13 protein-coding genes are annotated in these 15,907 nt (G+C 48.2%); 1 reads left to right on the top strand and 12 read right to left on the bottom strand.

The window, feature by feature from the left end; genetic code table 11:
• The 7 genes from BUB86_RS15835 to BUB86_RS15805 form a co-directional block, all read right to left on the bottom strand.
• On the bottom strand, positions 1-2,843 hold a 2,843-nt coding region (locus BUB86_RS15835), incomplete at its 3' end, for a non-ribosomal peptide synthetase (protein ID WP_139261682.1).
• A gap of 16 nt (positions 2,844-2,859) precedes the next feature.
• A complete protein-coding gene (locus BUB86_RS15830; protein WP_073211406.1) occupies positions 2,860-4,620 on the bottom strand; it encodes an MATE family efflux transporter in 1,761 nt (586 codons plus the stop codon).
• 21 nt (positions 4,621-4,641) lie between these two features.
• Positions 4,642-5,973 (bottom strand): TolC family protein, encoded by a 1,332-nt coding sequence (locus BUB86_RS15825; RefSeq protein ID WP_073211402.1) that lies wholly within the window; start codon positions 5,971-5,973, stop codon positions 4,642-4,644.
• An 8-nt stretch (positions 5,974-5,981) separates the two neighbouring features.
• Positions 5,982-7,082: an efflux RND transporter periplasmic adaptor subunit gene (locus BUB86_RS15820; protein ID WP_073211399.1), complete on the bottom strand. Its 1,101-nt coding sequence runs from the start codon at positions 7,080-7,082 to the stop codon at positions 5,982-5,984.
• 22 nt (positions 7,083-7,104) lie between these two features.
• Positions 7,105-8,364, bottom strand: coding sequence for an ABC transporter permease (locus BUB86_RS15815; RefSeq protein ID WP_073211396.1), 1,260 nt, complete (start codon positions 8,362-8,364; stop codon positions 7,105-7,107).
• A gap of 39 nt (positions 8,365-8,403) precedes the next feature.
• Positions 8,404-9,633 carry an ABC transporter permease gene (locus tag BUB86_RS15810; RefSeq protein ID WP_073211394.1) on the bottom strand — a complete coding sequence of 410 codons (1,230 nt, stop codon included), beginning with the start codon at positions 9,631-9,633 and terminating at the stop codon, positions 8,404-8,406.
• A complete protein-coding gene (locus tag BUB86_RS15805; RefSeq protein WP_073211391.1) occupies positions 9,630-10,301 on the bottom strand; it encodes an ABC transporter ATP-binding protein in 672 nt (223 codons plus the stop codon). Before BUB86_RS15805 ends, BUB86_RS15810 begins: the two co-directional genes overlap by 4 nt.
• 327 nt (positions 10,302-10,628) lie before the next feature.
• Between BUB86_RS15805 and BUB86_RS18170 the strand changes: the two genes are divergently transcribed.
• On the top strand, positions 10,629-10,757 hold the full coding sequence (locus BUB86_RS18170; protein WP_262503409.1) for a hypothetical protein: 129 nt from the start codon (positions 10,629-10,631) through the stop codon (positions 10,755-10,757).
• A 53-nt stretch (positions 10,758-10,810) separates the two neighbouring features.
• Here the strand turns inward: BUB86_RS18170 and BUB86_RS15800 are convergent, their stop codons facing one another.
• From BUB86_RS15800 to BUB86_RS15780, 5 genes are all read right to left on the bottom strand, one after another.
• Positions 10,811-11,260 carry an N-acetylmuramoyl-L-alanine amidase gene (locus tag BUB86_RS15800; RefSeq protein ID WP_073211388.1) on the bottom strand — a complete coding sequence of 150 codons (450 nt, stop codon included), beginning with the start codon at positions 11,258-11,260 and terminating at the stop codon, positions 10,811-10,813.
• 273 nt (positions 11,261-11,533) lie between these two features.
• A complete protein-coding gene (locus BUB86_RS15795) occupies positions 11,534-12,061 on the bottom strand; it encodes an HU family DNA-binding protein (RefSeq protein ID WP_073211385.1) in 528 nt (175 codons plus the stop codon).
• 322 nt (positions 12,062-12,383) lie between these two features.
• Positions 12,384-12,599 (bottom strand): DUF4248 domain-containing protein, encoded by a 216-nt coding sequence (locus tag BUB86_RS15790; RefSeq protein ID WP_073211381.1) that lies wholly within the window; start codon positions 12,597-12,599, stop codon positions 12,384-12,386.
• 197 nt (positions 12,600-12,796) lie between these two features.
• Positions 12,797-15,040 (bottom strand): VapE domain-containing protein, encoded by a 2,244-nt coding sequence (locus BUB86_RS15785; protein WP_081373295.1) that lies wholly within the window; start codon positions 15,038-15,040, stop codon positions 12,797-12,799.
• 10 nt (positions 15,041-15,050) lie between these two features.
• Positions 15,051-15,407 (bottom strand): hypothetical protein, encoded by a 357-nt coding sequence (locus BUB86_RS15780; protein WP_073211374.1) that lies wholly within the window; start codon positions 15,405-15,407, stop codon positions 15,051-15,053.
• Positions 15,408-15,907: the final 500 nt, after the last annotated feature.

The following is a 15,907-nucleotide window of genomic DNA, read 5'->3' as shown; positions in this document are numbered from 1 at the left end:
CGGTCTGTCCCAAGCCTTTCTGCTGTGATGTCGAAGAGCTGCTGCTCCAAGGGTGTGGCGGGCGGCACAATCTCCTCCTCTGCAATGTCGGGAGCAGGCAGCCTCTTCCTGTCAACCTTTCCATTGGGAGTGAGTGGCAACTCATCCAGCTGTATATAGGCAGCAGGCACCATATAGTCAGGCAATGATTTTGCAAGGAATTCTTTTAGGACTCCTTCGTCTATATCGCAGTCTGCGGTATAGTACAGGCACAGCAATTGTCCGTCATACACGGATGCCACTGCCTGGCTAATACCCTCGAACTTCAAAGCCTGGCTCTCTATCTCGCCAAGCTCGATGCGGAAGCCCCTCAGCTTCACCTGCTGGTCGATGCGACCGAGGTATTCCAACAGCCCCTGCTCGTTCCAGCGGCACAGGTCGCCGGTGCGGTAAACCTTTACAGGCTTGCCATCTACGATGATATCAGTGAACACTTCCTTGGTCAGTTCCTCACGCTTCCAGTAGCCGGTTGCCATCTGCATGCCAGCCAGACACAGTTCTCCGGCCATGCCCTGCAGCAACAGCCGCCTGCCGCTGTCGATGATATATGCCGTCTGATTGTGGAGCGGACGGCCAATGGGTATATTGTCATACTGCCGTCCTGGCTCAAGTTCATACCAGGTGGCATCCACGGTGAACTCCGTAGGTCCGTAAGTATTGATGAGCCGACAATGGCATGAGGGATTCTTCGTCATTCGCTCTCCGCCTACCACAAGGTAGTCCACAGGCAGGTCTGGATACTCATCCAGCAGCATCTGTCCCAACTGTGTAGTGAAACATCCACCAGTAATGCGATTGTCAGTTATGAACTGATGCAGCAGATGCAGGTCTTTGGTCGCATCTTCGGGCACGATGCAGACCGTTCCTCCAACTGTCAGTACTGGATATAGATCCTCTATTGAGGCATCGAATGCGAAAGGAGCATGACAGCTGATACGGCTCTCGGCTGAGAGTCGCCACTCGTCTGCGATGAATTGCAGGAAATGTGAAAGGGCTCTGTGTGGAACCATCACACCCTTTGGTCTGCCTGTAGAGCCAGAGGTGTATATCATATATGCCAGGCCGTCTGGTGTGGCAAGGTTGATTGCCTTGGTCTCTTCTGTGAAGTCCACATCCTCGATGAAGATGACCTGCATCCCTTCGGGCAGAGCCATCCCCTGTGACAGTTTCTCCTCCAGTAGGGAATGGCTGGTGATGAGTACCTTGGTCTGGCTGTCTTCCAGTATATACTGTAAGCGCCCTGCCGGGTATTCCGTATCCATGGGTACATAGGCACCGCCTGCCTTCATGACTGCGATGACCGAGAGCGGGAACTCCTTCACGCGGTCGAGCAGGATGCAGACAAAACAGTCTGGCTGCACTCCGGCGTCTGTCAGCAGGTGAGCCAGCAGATTAGAGCGTCTGGATAGATCGGCGTAGGTCAGCTGGCTATTCCCATCTACCACAGCTGTCCGCTCTGGAGTCTTCGCTGACTGTCTTTCGAAGGCGGACACGAAGGTATCCTGGGTATCGATGTCTATATGTTTACCTGTGCCGAGCCTGATCAGCTCTGCCTGCTCGGCTTGGGTAACCAGGCTGAGCGATGACAATGGCGACTGCGGATGCAGCATCATGTCTTGCGCCACTGTCTTTACCGTCTGCACCATAGTTCGCAGGAAGCCTGGGCTGTAAAGCCGGTCGGAAGACTCTGCACGGAGGTCATACTGACCATCGCGCTCTACGACAGTGAACGTCAGGTCGCTGCACGTCGTGTTGGAGTCCAGGCGACAACAGGGATAGCTTTCCTCGCCAAGCTTTATTTCCTCGGTGATTCCACCGCTGTAAAAGTTGAAGCTGATACCCGGCTTCATCTGGAGGTCACGGCAGAAATGGCTGAAGGGATAACTCCCATGACGGATGGTGCCCATTAGTTCGGTACGGAACGACTTGACAAAATCCGTAACCTTTGTGTCTGGATTCACCAGTGCCCTGACAGGTACTGTGCGTACAAACATACCAAATGCCTCCCTGAGCCGGCGCTGAATCCTGCCGTGGCTCGTAGTGGTAAAGACAGAACTGCTTTCCCTGCCTACAACAGAAAGCGTATAGGCAAATGCCGCCATCAGCAGCAGATTGGGAGCTGTGTCGTATCGTCTGCACCACTCAGCGACCTCTGCCATGGGCAGATGCCCATCGTATCTGATATACTTGCCTAATGGATCGCTGACGGACTCAGACAGGGAGAGGGCCTCACAACCCTGGTAATGCTGGCGGAAGTATTCCCTGTCCTTTTCGTAAGCGGCAGTGTGAAATGTCGATTCTTCATCTTCTGCCCATGAGAGCAGGCCGTAATGCTGTTCCGGCAATGGCATGCCTGCGTAAGCTAACGGCAGATATACTTTTCCCAAAAGCAGGGCAATGGACGTTCCGTCGGCAATGAGATGGGAGAAATCAACGAGAAACACAATCCTGTCAGGAGTCTCTATCAGGTGGAAACGGCAGAGTACGTCGTTGAAAGGGTCGAAGGGTTTTAGGGCTTTCTGGAGAAATTCCTCACATTCTGGTTCCGACAGCGTGAGCCTGAATATTGGCAGCTCCCTTGTATCGTCAACCGTTTGCCGCAGCTCATCACCCTCTGTCAGAAAACGGATGCGAAATGTCGGACAGGTGGCATAGATGGTCCTAAAGGCTTGTTCCAAGCGGTCAAGGTCAATACTCTTGGGTAAAGAAGTCATGTATCCCAGGTTATATTGTGTCATCTGGGGATGCTGCATCATCTCCAGGAAGATGCCTAACTGAGATTGGGTCAGAGGGTAAGTTTTCATATAGCTATTTGTTTCGTTATTTCTTTATATTCAGGTACAGGCAATTCAGTCCATTGGCGTATTTGTAATTGATCTCATCGCAGAGCCCTTTTACGATGGCTATGCCTATCTGCTCTTCGTCTATCACGTCGTGCTGTCCCGGCTGATAGCTCACCAATGGGTTGTATGCCTTGCCCACGTCCTTTACGATGATGGAAAAACGTGTGGGCTGGTCGATGATACTCACGTCGAAGGAGTCTTGTTTCTGTTCTTTTTTCCCCATATCATATTGGTGAAACATGATCTCCTCCAGAACATGCTGTACCTTCGTCATGCGCTCCTCCCCAATGTCGAAAATACTGACGTAGAAAAGGAGGTCGTTAAGTTTGCTGTTCACATCGTTGAAATCGTAGTTAACACTCACGGAATAGGAGTCAAGATTGCCGACGGTGGATATGAGATATATCCTATGGGTAGCGACTTTATGCTTTGACATGGAATATGGTATGGCGAGGGAAATAAACATGAGCAGCCACATACCTATAGGGAAGGCTACCCAGATGTTTGAAGGAAACCAGTAGGAGCATGCCAGGAATGTGAGCAGTATACAAACGACTAAGCTTACCATTAAGAGAGAGGCAAGTTTTCCCCTATTAGTAATAAGGAAAACATTAACCAGCATAAGGTTTACTGCCAAGGGAATCAGCACTAAACTGAACAGGCGCAAAGGTTGTTCTGATACGACCAGAAGGTCTTCATCCGCCCCAAACAATCGTGCCAACAAAGAGGGGAAAAGGGATATCAGCAGAGTAATCAATGCTGCTCCACCCAGCACTTTTTTAAAGATACTATCGAACAGCCGTTTCATACCGTTCCAATCGCGTTCGCCATAGAGCTTACCTCCAATACCTGTGATGGCACTTCCAGCCCCCCCAATTACGAGCATACCAATGGAGAAAATCTGTATGCAGACACTGAGGATGAACATACCATCGGCCCCTTGGATATGCATGACGATGGCATTCAAGCCCAACAGTAACACTGCAACGGAGACTGTGCCTATGGCATTTGGAAGTCCACGAAGCAGGCACGTGCCCCCCAGTTTCAGCGATTCTGCGGAAAGAGGAAGATTGAAATGGAAGGGGCGCGGTTGTTTTGTAAGATATGGTATATAGCTGAGAATGACAGCCACCGAACTCAGGGCAGACGCAATGGCTGCTCCTTTCATACCCAATTGAAAATAAACTACCAGAAATAAGTCGAGTAGGATATTTGACGAGGAAAGAATAACCATGGCTTTAGTTACTAATCGGGGACGACCGCTGATTTCTATGAATTGGCCAAGACTCATGGCCAAGAGTGTCACCACGCCTCCAATAAAGGAAACGGGAAGATAGTCTATGAGGTAAGGAAGCAGACGCTCATCATCAGTGAGAAAACGCGCTACAGGGTCTGTCCAGATGCATAGAGTCGCAGCAATCAGGCCATTAAATACCAGTAAGCTGACAAGGCTGAGGGTTAAGATGCGGTTGGCTTGTCTGTACTGCTGATTGCCAATGGCTGGTGCAAACAGTAGTACTGCTCCCGAGATAATGATTGATCCCAATAATGAGGAAACTGTTAGAATCGGGACCGACAGCGTAACGACTGATATAGCATCACTGCTCAATGTATTGCTCACTATAATTCCATCGATAGTGGTATTGACCTGCCCAACGATGGAAGTCAAGATAGCAGCTATCAAATAGACCTGCAGGGAGTGGTTGATGATGTATGAGTTCCTGTTTTCTTCCTTCATATATTGTTCATCCTTACTTTTTTATCGTGTGTAATAGAATTCCAGGATTTTCAGGCGTATCAAGCTCTCGTACTTGGCTTGTACAGCATCCTGTTGGGCTTTGTGGAATTTCTGACGGGCCTGTAAAAGATCGAAGATGCTGGCGCGACCTTCTTCATAGCGGATTTCCTCGTATTCCACACTAATGCGGCTGGCTTCGCAGGCTTTGACCGATGACTGGCGTCTCTTTTGAGCTACAGTGGCATTGTAATAGGCATTCTGGATATCTTCACGCAACTTTAGCTTGGCATCCTCGAAGGCAAGACGCTGTTGGAGTATTTCATTAGAGGCATGTTTTACACTGTTGCGCGTCTGGAAACGGTTGAAGATGGGATAAGAAAGCGACAGCCCTATGATTTCACCCAAATTGCTGTGAAGCTGATGGCCAAAACTGCCTAAACCTCCCTGGTGGAACAAGTTGTAATAGGCAGTTCCTATGCTGCCCGTCAGGTTGAGTTGGGGATAATAGTCTGCCTTTCTGACCTTCAACAAGGATTCGCTCTGGCGGATACCTGCCTGTGCAGACATGATGGTAGGCCAACTGTCGACGGTGGACTCATAGATTGTCTGTGGCATCTGAAGTGTAGCATCAGAAGAAAGTCCCAGAGCCTGTTCGTCCTCAACGATACGGAAACCTTCGATATCAGGCATGTTAAGGGCGTGTGCCAGAGTTAGTAAGGACAGAGTATATTGCCCCTCATCATTTGTCAGTGTATGCTCGTCAAGAGCCAACTGCGCCTCGGCATCGGCTTGCTCACTACGTGGGCGTTTACCATCTTCCACCAGAATGGCGGCACGTCTTACCATCTCACGGCTGGTCTCTACCTGCTTGCGCGATACATCGGCCATGCCTTTATAATAAAGACATTGCAGGTAATAGGCGGCTACCTGAATGGAGATGTCTTTTTTAGCAGCTTCCAAATTGGCAGTGGCGGATATCAGGGAGAATTTGTCGGCCTGGATCTGATTCTTGATCCTAAAACCGTCGAACAATGGCATCGAGGCTCTTACAGATCCTGTCGTGGCTGAACCGTCCTCGGCAAGTGAGACGCTGCCATTGCCTGACGCTGCCCCAGGATTATTGAAACCGAACATCTGGCTCATGTCCAAATTGAGGTCTGGCAGCCATGCATTCTTCGATGTGTTGAGTGCTATCTCCTGCTGGCTGATGGCCAGCGCACGTTCCTGTACATTGATATTATGGCTGATGGCATAGTCGATGCACTCATCGAGTGTATAGGCATGTTCCTGAGCTCTTGCTGCTGACAGCGCAGCTAAGAGTATAGCCACGGAAGTTATCATCTTATATTTCATATCGCTCTTTACTTTTTAATTCCCCGTAAATGGTCTTCGGCATTTACGCCTTGAAGTATCTCCACATAGATGCCATTGCTGATACCCACCTTAACGGGTATGCGTTCCCATTCCTGTGAAGATAGATCCTCCGGGCTGGAGGTGAGGCGATAGACGAATGCCGAGTCTGCATCGAACACCACTGATGCTTCATCGATGGAGAGCACACCCTTGTGCTCCTCAGTGACTACACGGGCATTGACACTGTAGCCAGAGCGGATATCGACACCATCGGGGATGCTGGCAGCTGCCCATACCTCAAACTTGGTTACCCCGTTTTGCTCTACACCTTCTGGCGAGATATATTCCAACGTAGCAGGCACCTTGACTTCTTGCATGGCACCGAGTACCAATGTGGTTTCCATACCAACACGGAGCCGTGCTACCTCTGTCTCATCGATGTGGCCCTTGAACAGCACGTCGCTCATGTCGGCCACCGTGCAGATAGTGGTACCGTCGGAGAACATACTGGTAGCCGATACCGACGAACCCTCCTTGACTGGCACATTGAGCACGATGCCCGACATAGGACTGGTGACAATCGTCGTATTGATAGTTCCAGAACGTCTGGAAGCTCCTTTGGTCACGACCTCATAAGCTGCCTCGGCTGCAGTGAGTTTTTCGCGGGCCGCCTTCAGCCTTGTCTCATACTGCTGGTATTCTTCGGTGCTGATAACACCTTTTTCATACAAACGTTTGGTACGGTCCCACTCGCGCTGCTGCTCATTCAGTTCGATACGTGCACTCTCTATGGCGGTCTGGGCACTGTTGAGCTGGCTCATGTCGGGGATGACCCTGATGTGAGCCACCTCCTGACCTGCCGTAACGCGGTCGCCTGGTTTGACAAGCACCTTGGTAATGACGCCTGTTATCTGGGGCTTCACACTTACCTCACGACGAGCCGAGAGCTTGCCGGTGGCCACAGTCGTTTTCTGAATGTCCCGCTTCTGAGGCAAGACCAGCTCATAGACCTCAGGCTCTGGTTGGGACTGTTTCCAAAGGAAATAGAATGTGTAAATCACGAATAGGCCTACAAGGCACCAAATGATGGTTCTGATAATCTTCTTCATATTTTACTAATTTTCTTTGTTTTTATTCTTCCCTTAAGGCTTCGATGGCTTTGATGGACAACGCACGCCTGGCAGGTATCCAACCGGCAATGAGACCACCAAGCACCAAGATCAGCAATGCTGAGATAGCGGCAACAAAGGGCACATGCGGGTTGTCAAACAGGCTGCCCTCCTCAGTAGCGATCTGGCTGCTTACCGTGTACAGTCCCCAGAACCCTATTATAATACCTGTAACCCCTGCGGCCAATGTAAGCAGCAGGCTCTCACACATAATCTGACGGATGATGGCCGTTGGCTGTGCTCCCAATGCACGACGAACGCCAATCTCCTGAGTACGCTCCTTGACGGTTACAAGCATGATGTTGACGATGCCTATCAGACCAGACAACAGCGTGCCCAGGCCCACTATCCATACCAGCAGGTTAATACCGTCAGACATGACAACGACCTGGTTGATCATCTCCTTGAAGTCAACTTCATACAGCCCATTCTCATCGTCAGGCGCTATGGAGTGCTGCTGGCGCAGTACATTGCCTATCTCCTTGAGGTAATCACCTGACGGGTATTCATCATTCAGTATGAATAAGGCCATATTCTGCTCATTGATGCGATTGTAGAGCAGCTGTGCTGTACTAATGGGCAGGTAGAGGCTTTCCGACTCGTTGGGACCTACATGGATAAACGGGCTTGTCTTCCGCATGACACCGACCACCTGACAGGTGAATCCATTCAGGTGGACTTCCTTACCTACGGCTTTTTGTCCCGGGAAAAGCTTGGCAGCCGCCTGTTCGCCTAGGACACACACCTTACGGTTCTCCCGTACATCAAATTTGCTGATAAAACGGCCTTCAACCACTCTTAACGGTGAAAAGAGATGGTAATTCTCGGTGGTACCTGCCACCAGCATCATGTCGCTGTATTGCTCAGTTTTTACCTGTTGCGCCTGACCTGTTGACGGCACTTCTAAAACGAGGCCCTTGTCATGGATGATGCCTGGAAATTTGCTCTCGATGGCAGCAAAGTCGGCATCGGTTATATTCCAACTGCGCCCACGCTCAAATCCACCGTATGCAATGGTTGTAGGACTAGTAAAGTAAGCCACGGTGTTGTTAGGAATTGCTTTCATCTGCCCGGCAATACCTCCGCTGAATCCCATGCCGGCTCCAATGAGGAACATCAGTATCAGAAGGCCCCAAAACACACCGAAGGCTGTCATTAACGAACGCATTTTCTGCTTCCGTATGGACTCCCAAACCTCTTGCCAGAAATCTTGATCAAACATCTTTGTTATTTACAATTTGACAATTTACAATTAGATAATTTATGATGTCAGCGCATCCACGAGTTTGATGGTGACGGCCCTTTTTGCCGGCACATAGCCGGCTGCGATGCCAGCCAGTATCATGATGAGGTTACACCCCACAACCATACCAAACTCAACAGTAGGGTCAGTGAAATAGGGTACACTGCCGCCCAAGACTGCCGACAGCAGCTGGGTAAGCCCGATGCCGAGCATCATACCTGCATAGCCGAATATCATCGTGATGATGACAGCCTCGATAAGCACCAGCCTGATGATACTTCCACTGCTGGCACCCATAGCTCTTCGCACACCAAGCTCACGGGTGCGTTCACGCACCGTGATAAGCATGATGTTGGAAACGCCCACCACACCTGCTAATAGTGTAGCAATACCAATAATCCATACGAAAATGCCAAGATAGGAAAGTACTTTTGTCATATTGATCACCGTCTCAAAATCGTTTCTGATGACCAATGCCTTGCTGTCCTGAGGACTGCACCCGATACGAGGTGATATGAAATTCCGGATATCGGAAGTGAGATGGTGTAGCTCGTCCAAGTCTTCTATGCCGGCATATTCCACCTGCATCATACTCAGGGCCGGTTTCGTAGGACTGTATAGTGCCATCACTGTAGAGATGGGCGCATAAGCACTGATGGCTTGATAGCCTTCAAAAAGATAACGACACTCACCTACCACTAAAAAGATGTTTCCGTCGAAGATCACTTCGCATCCTACAGGATTCTTGTCACCAAACATCTCGCGACACATACGGCTGGAAAGCACACAGACTTTACGCTGCTCCTCAATATCAGTATGGTTGATGTCACGCCCGCGAAAGATCTTATAATATTGTGCAATAATGTAACTCGGTGTACATCCTGTTAAGGAGGTGTTCACATACTCGCTCCCGCTGACAGCCTGCACAGCCTGATTGAACGTGGGATACACATTAGCGACATAATCGAAATGCTGGTTCCACAGTGCATTTGCATCTTCGAGGGTCATCTCCACCATACGGTCAGTATTCATGCCGTTCCAGGGTATGGAGGTCTTGCCCGTGGCGAGTGTGATGAGCTGAGGCATATCGAGATTACCACCCTTGTAGACACCCTTCTGAATACCTCCGGCCGAACCCAGCAGCGTCACCAGGATGAACATACCCCAACCGATAGCGAATCCTGTCAACCAGATGCGCTGGCGGTTGTTTTGCATGGAGGCTCTTACCTCATCGATGACATCCCTCATTTCTCGTCCTTGAATATGACACCGTCCTTGAAGAATATCCTCCGGTCGGTCTGGTTGGCAATCTCCTGTTCGTGAGTCACGATGATGACCGTCTGGCCCTCCTTGCGGTTCACCTCCCGCAGCATGTCCATCACCTCCTGTGTGGTCTTGCTGTCAAGCGCTCCTGTTGGCTCATCGGCCAGGATAATCTTGGGATGCGAGATGAGTGCACGGGCAATGGCAACACGCTGACGCTGACCTCCAGAAAGCTGCATGGGCAGATGATGCCAATGTTCGGCGAGCCCCACCTTTTCCAGATACTCCATGGCAAGCCTGTTTCGTTCCTTCCGTTTTACGCCACGGTAATAGAGCGGCACTGCCACATTCTCCATGGCGTTCTTGAAATTAATCAGGTTGAACGACTGGAAGATGAAACCTATCAGCTCATTGCGATAAAGCGCTTCAGTCTTCTCATTGAGGTTTTTCACCAAACGTCCAGCCAATCGATATTCGCCTTCGTCGTAGTCGTCGAGGATCCCCATAATATTGAGCATGGTGCTCTTACCAGAGCCAGATGGACCCATGATGCTGACCAGTTCTCCTTCATCAATATGAAGGTCTACGCCTTTGAGCACGTGGAGGGGCACTTCTCCAGGGTAGGTCTTGTGAATACCTTTAAAATCTATCATCGTTACAGATCAATTTTTAGTCTTAAATTATTTTCAAAGATAGTTAGCAATAAAATTCTGCTTCCAGATTTCTTATATTGATCATAGTTCTGTTGTGTATTTACTTGTAATTAAAACCCTTGTATCACACTCCAACAACTCGGCAATCTAAATCTTTCATCTTTTCCTTTTTATATGATTTGAACGCAAATTTAGTGAATTTCTTCGAGAAAGCAAAACAATCCACTAGATTTTAATGATTTTAAAGAGAAAATAATGGAAAAACGATCTTTCTGCGTGTAATAAATCCCGCTTTGCCTATTGACGCACCACTTCCGACCTTTATGGATGAGAGGATGTCGTCGTGAGGGTAAACATGCAGAAACAGAGTTCGAGAAGTATCGCATAGTACAAGACCGTCTGTTCCAAAGCGATTTTGACAAATATCTGGGCGAGTTGCCTTTTGATGGCGAATAATTGGCTATTACAAAGAAATCCCAACTCACTTGAGCTGGGATTTCCTTTTTAGGCTATGCCTCAGGCTGTAGGCAGGCGTACTCGGTGCTGGGGGTGAAGCAGGGGCACTCTTTGGCTACGTTGGGCAGTTCCTTGTGCCCAATGATGCGGGCCTTGGGGTAGTCACGGTGAAGTTGCTTCAGTAGCTCGAAGAGAGCAGCTTTCTGCTGGGGAGTACGGGTGTCGACCTTTCGGCCTTGTGGATCCAATCCGCCTTCGTAGCAGATACCCAGCGAACAGCGGTTGTAACCTCGGGCGTGGGCACCTCGAACCGTCTCGGGCAGGATAGGAATCAGGTTACCATTGCGGCGGATGTACCAGTGGTAACTGGGTTGGCCGAACCTGGCTTTGCCTGTGGCAATCAGGTTATCTACCGAGAAGTTGCGGTCGCTGCGGGTGGCCGAACAGTGAACTATTAATAGTTTCACGTCGTCGTGATTTAATGGAATAAGTTGTTTATTCATGATTACATGAGTTAGTGGATACAACTTGAGAATAGTGCTGAGCCTGCGAGTGTGGCAAAGAGCATTGACAGGAACTTAAATACTGGTTTCCAAGACGATAATTTCATTTTCATAATAATTAATTTTTTACCTATTGATGATACGGATTTAATTTAAAGGGAAGGGGGAGCATGTAGCAGATGGCTTTCACGGCCGTGATTTGACAATGTTGTAGGCTATGCTACCTGTTTGGCCGTAGCTTTATCCCGGACTCCATGTTCCCCCTTGGTCTGATTAATCGCCGGGGTTAGGGGTGAGGCCACCGGTTGGGCTGTCGTTGTTGTTATCGTCGGTTGACGACTCGACCTTCATCGAGTTGTCGTGGGTCTCCTCGAATACCACGTCCTTAACCAGCGTCTTGGCATTCACGTACTTCTGTACAATCTTGCCATCCTTCTCGGCCGAGCCTGTCACGATGCGCTCTACTTCTGGCTGGAACAGCACGCGGCGCGAGGTGATGGTGGCGGCGGTGCAGCTGGCGGGATCGGTAACGCCGATGCTTGAGAAACCAACCTTAAAGATGCCGATGCCTGCCAGACGGATCTTCTGTCCCATCTCCAGGAAATGCTTCATGGCTGCGCCCAGCTCGTCGAGAGCAGCCTTGATGTCGCTGCGCTTCAATGTGGCCTGGGTCTGGATGAAGTCGGCAATCTCATCGGTCTCGATGAACTTCTGGTCATACACTGGCTGGGCATAATACTTGCCATAGCACTTCTCGTTGAACGAGTTGTTGTTCTTTGTCTTGATGTACTTCTGACTCATTTTAAATTTAACATTTTAAATTTTACATTAAAGGGGCGTGTGAGGGTGGGGGATGTTCGGGTCGTAGTTGACGTTTCTTTCGCTCGAATCTCAATCACTTTGCGGTCGTAGATGAGTCACTTTACCCCCCTAAGATGACTGCGGAACGAGTCGTAGATGACTTCGGAACGGGTGGAAGATGACGCTAGGACAACCCTAAACTGCCTACACCTGGCTCACTTGCCTTAACGAGTACAAAGGTACAACATTGGCGAAGGCGTTTTGTACGCAGAATCCATCATAATCGGCACAATAAGCATAATAATTTAGAATTTACAAATATTCAATCTATGCACAGATAATACTTGATGCGTTCTACCATTTGGGCTGTATAGCCGGTGTCGCCAGTACGATAATGTAGTCGACGCAGGTCGGCCATTAGGTCAGGGCAATGAGTTGTTTCGCGCCATAGTTTGTGCAGTCGGCTTTCTGGTTTGATGTTGTTGGCATAGATTGCATCTGCCAACTCTTGCTTTGAATAGTCTTTTACTTCTAACATAATGCTTCTTTTTTTTAATAATCCTTGTAACCTATTAATTATTAGATAATTAGCTGTTATTTGGTGATATAGTGATATAGATATATGCGAACTATCTATGCAAAAAAGAAAATGTACCACTTTTTTATTTTTTCTTATAGAAGTTTACTTTTCCCTATGTCACTATATCACCTTTATGTTTCTAGGGGTGACTCAAGTTATTGAGAATCAGGCTCTTGCGGGTCTTCTAATTCGAAAGAATGTCCTCCGTTATCTTCAGCAATAAATATTTGTTGCTGGTCGAATGGTATCTCAACCACTCTATAGTAATAACCTGATTTCTTGTGCTCTCTTGTATATCCGAGACGACTCATCACATCCCCAATCTTGCGGTTGGAGAACAGGTGGGTATGTCGGCCATAATTGAGAAGCTGGTTGATCATCTCTGAACTCATGAGTTTATAAGGCTCACGGCCGCGAGGCTTGCGCAGGCGGATGGATATAAGCTGCTCTTCGGGGCTTATAAGCATAAAGGGCTCGTTGAGTTTGTTAATCCTCGCTTCGTCTTCGGGCGTAAAGTAATAGGGAAATCCGTCGCGAAATTCCTTCAGCAGTTGGGCATATAGCTGCTCATAGTCTAAGTCCCATTGATGCGGATCGTCGATGCTACTCACCTTGAAGCACAGCCATCGGCGGTTGCCCGATAGGTCGGTAAGAATATGCTCGATATTGGTTGTGGCGCAGAGAGATGCCATGCGGGTATGTTCCTCGGGAGCTTTGGCGTAGGGGCGGCGTAATTTTATCTTCTCTGATGTTACCACACCTTTGAGTCTCGACAGTTCGGCTCCCTCAAATGCATCAACCTCATCAAGCGATATCAGGCAGTTTTCTACCATGGCTATCAAGTCATCTTTCTGGCCCACAGAGTTCTTCTTGTTTTCTTTAAAATACGACTGTAATGGCGGGGGGAGTAGGAAACGGAAAAAGGTGGTTTTGTATATGCCTTGAGGACCAATAAGCGTAAAAATAGCCTGATTCTCAATGTTGTCGTATAACCATGAGGCAATCATGGCCAATAGCCACTTGTGCATTGCCCAAAGCATGGCTTCATGTGTCTCGCTATCAGTCATGCCAACTGCTGCCGCTACCACGTGTATATGCAGAGCGAGTTCGAGCACACGGTCGCGACCGTCCCAGTCGGGTAGCAACTGCATATACTGACGTATGGGATGCACCGGGCGGGCAAAGTCGCTATAGTAAACGCGCTCCATGTCGCCGTCTTTAATTCGTCGGCCGGTGTCGAATGTTATCTGATTGTATCGCGTGTTTATTTCAATAGTGTCTAGCGGCTTCCATACGTCGGCTGTTAGGGGCAGTAATGTTTCTTCGCCATCAGTATTTGCCTCAGGCACATCGGCCTTCGAACACCAGAATACTTGACAGGTGACGGTATTGTAACAACACGAGACGCGCTCCGACAGCCATTTGCGAATCTCGGGCAGCGTGAGCAGGCTGTTGTCGCGAGATTTCTCGCTAGCGTTCAGACGCCATGTACCTAAGAGAGTATCGTCCTTGTATTGATGTCGTATGGCTCGGTTGCGCTCGTCTTTAGGATGGTCGGGCCACTCGATATCGGCAAACTTGATGACATCATCCAGTGGAACACCAAAACGTTTAAACAGGTAGGCTGCATGCATAATGTAGTCGTGGTGATGGCCCGGCTCATATCTCACGTTCTTCTCATTCAGCATCTGTTGTACTCGTTGCCATGCCTCGTCGGCTGTGGTCTCAAAGCTCTTGGCACCATACACCTTTCGTGGCCGTCCGTGCTCCTGATGCTCGCAGTTCTGCACTACAATCATATCATCGGTAACGATGAATGGCTCGGCTTTCGGATTGACATACACATTCTGATCGCCAGCCATACCCGATAATCGGGTGTAGTCGGATGTCTGATCGTCGTATTCATGTTGCGCAATGGCTGCCAGATGCTCGTTACCAACATAGTAGGCTCCTCGCCACGATGTGTCGTCGATTCGCTTGTTGTTCTCGCGCTTATACCAATATAACACACGCAGCCCAAGTCCACTTATCGTTCGATACATCAGCAGTACATGCGGATCTTTTGACAGTCGTTCGAAGGCAGCCTCAAGTTTGGCTTCGGAGTCAAAGTGGTCAATGTCACAATGGGCAAGCCCTGTAAACTGTTCGGCCTGGCTTTCGCTGTGCCCCAATCCGTGAAAAGTAACGGCCACGCTGAATGCTGGTACCAGCTTCTGTTTGATGTGAGTGTTGGCATGTTTCTTGCCCATCACAACCATGGTCTTACGATAGCTCTCGGTGTTAGCCGCAATAATCCTGTCGAATCGTATCATGTTTACGATCTGAGTTAACGACACAAGCGAGCTTGTGTAAGCATGATGGTTGGCAAATAGTGATACCTTTAGTTCTTGAATGTTCATTGTATAATGATTATGATTTATATCTGTTTATTCCTCGATTAATACTACTACCTCGGGTTTGAATGTTGTTAGATATATCATCTCCTAATGCCAGATTCGAAATCTCCGCCAGTTTTTCTGTCAACATGTTTAGAAATCCCCATGTGTCATGTCCATCAAGTATTCTTGCAAGTACAGCATATATCTCTTTGCACTCTACTAACTCGAAATTAAAACAGATGTAGATCTCTTCTTTAAACCCATTGTAATTACGTGTTACATAGAACTTTCCATCGAATAGTTTATGTAATTCTTTTAGAAAATGTTTTAGAAATTGGGGCCAAAAATCCCTTAGACGGACTTGCGCCCGTTCCTTATTAATCTTCATGATAATTAATGTTTAAATTAATAATTAATGGTGAATTATGTCAATAAATATTATTGACCAAATAATATGTGCCCGTTAATGGTTGGAGAGTTTTCTAATAAAGCGCCCATCTTGAGGAATGCAGCCCAACAAGATGAGCCAGGCGATGAATACTGAGTTTTCTTTTTCATTATTGGATAACTATTTTACTGCAAATTTATCCATTATTTGCCATTTGGGCAAATAAAAAATATAAAAAAACAGGCAAACCTCTCAAAACCCTAGAAATCATGTCCAACATTAGACAAAAATCCCTATAATAGGGCCCTTTTTTGAAACTTTTCTTGTGTTTTATTTGCAAGTTTCCCTAAAAGTTTCTACCTTTGCATTCGATCACTGGCACATACCTCGGTGGAGGGCCGGTGTGACTTTTGAGGGTAAAATATAACAGCATTAGCAGTTATTCGGTGAACATAGGAACCTGAGAAATTTCTAAAAGAAGTAGATAACTGATAATTGTG

Origin of the sequence: Xylanibacter ruminicola, assembly GCF_900142525.1 — a bacterium.
Taxonomy (GTDB): Bacteria; Bacteroidota; Bacteroidia; order Bacteroidales; family Bacteroidaceae; genus Prevotella; species Prevotella ruminicola_A.
The sequence above is the reverse complement of the archived record's forward strand: the minus strand, read 5'-3'. Positions and strand labels throughout refer to the sequence as shown.

Bases quoted from the DNA above. Each gene is read 5' to 3' on its own strand.
- BUB86_RS15820 (WP_073211399.1), bottom strand. From the start codon at position 7,082: ATGAAGAAGATTATCAGAACCATCATTTGGTGCCTTGTAGGCCTATTC.
- BUB86_RS15790 (WP_073211381.1), bottom strand. From the start codon at position 12,599: ATGTTAGAAGTAAAAGACTATTCAAAGCAAGAGTTGGCAGATGCAATC.
- BUB86_RS15815 (WP_073211396.1), bottom strand. From the start codon at position 8,364: ATGTTTGATCAAGATTTCTGGCAAGAGGTTTGGGAGTCCATACGGAAG.
- BUB86_RS15800 (WP_073211388.1), bottom strand. From the start codon at position 11,260: ATGAATAAACAACTTATTCCATTAAATCACGACGACGTGAAACTATTA.
- BUB86_RS15825 (WP_073211402.1), bottom strand. From the start codon at position 5,973: ATGAAATATAAGATGATAACTTCCGTGGCTATACTCTTAGCTGCGCTG.
- BUB86_RS15830 (WP_073211406.1), bottom strand. From the start codon at position 4,620: ATGAAGGAAGAAAACAGGAACTCATACATCATCAACCACTCCCTGCAG.
- BUB86_RS15785 (WP_081373295.1), bottom strand. From the start codon at position 15,040: ATGAACATTCAAGAACTAAAGGTATCACTATTTGCCAACCATCATGCT.
- BUB86_RS18170 (WP_262503409.1), top strand. From the start codon at position 10,629: ATGAGAGGATGTCGTCGTGAGGGTAAACATGCAGAAACAGAGTTCGAG.
- BUB86_RS15805 (WP_073211391.1), bottom strand. From the start codon at position 10,301: ATGATAGATTTTAAAGGTATTCACAAGACCTACCCTGGAGAAGTGCCC.
- BUB86_RS15780 (WP_073211374.1), bottom strand. From the start codon at position 15,407: ATGAAGATTAATAAGGAACGGGCGCAAGTCCGTCTAAGGGATTTTTGG.
- BUB86_RS15810 (WP_073211394.1), bottom strand. From the start codon at position 9,633: ATGAGGGATGTCATCGATGAGGTAAGAGCCTCCATGCAAAACAACCGC.
- BUB86_RS15795 (WP_073211385.1), bottom strand. From the start codon at position 12,061: ATGAGTCAGAAGTACATCAAGACAAAGAACAACAACTCGTTCAACGAG.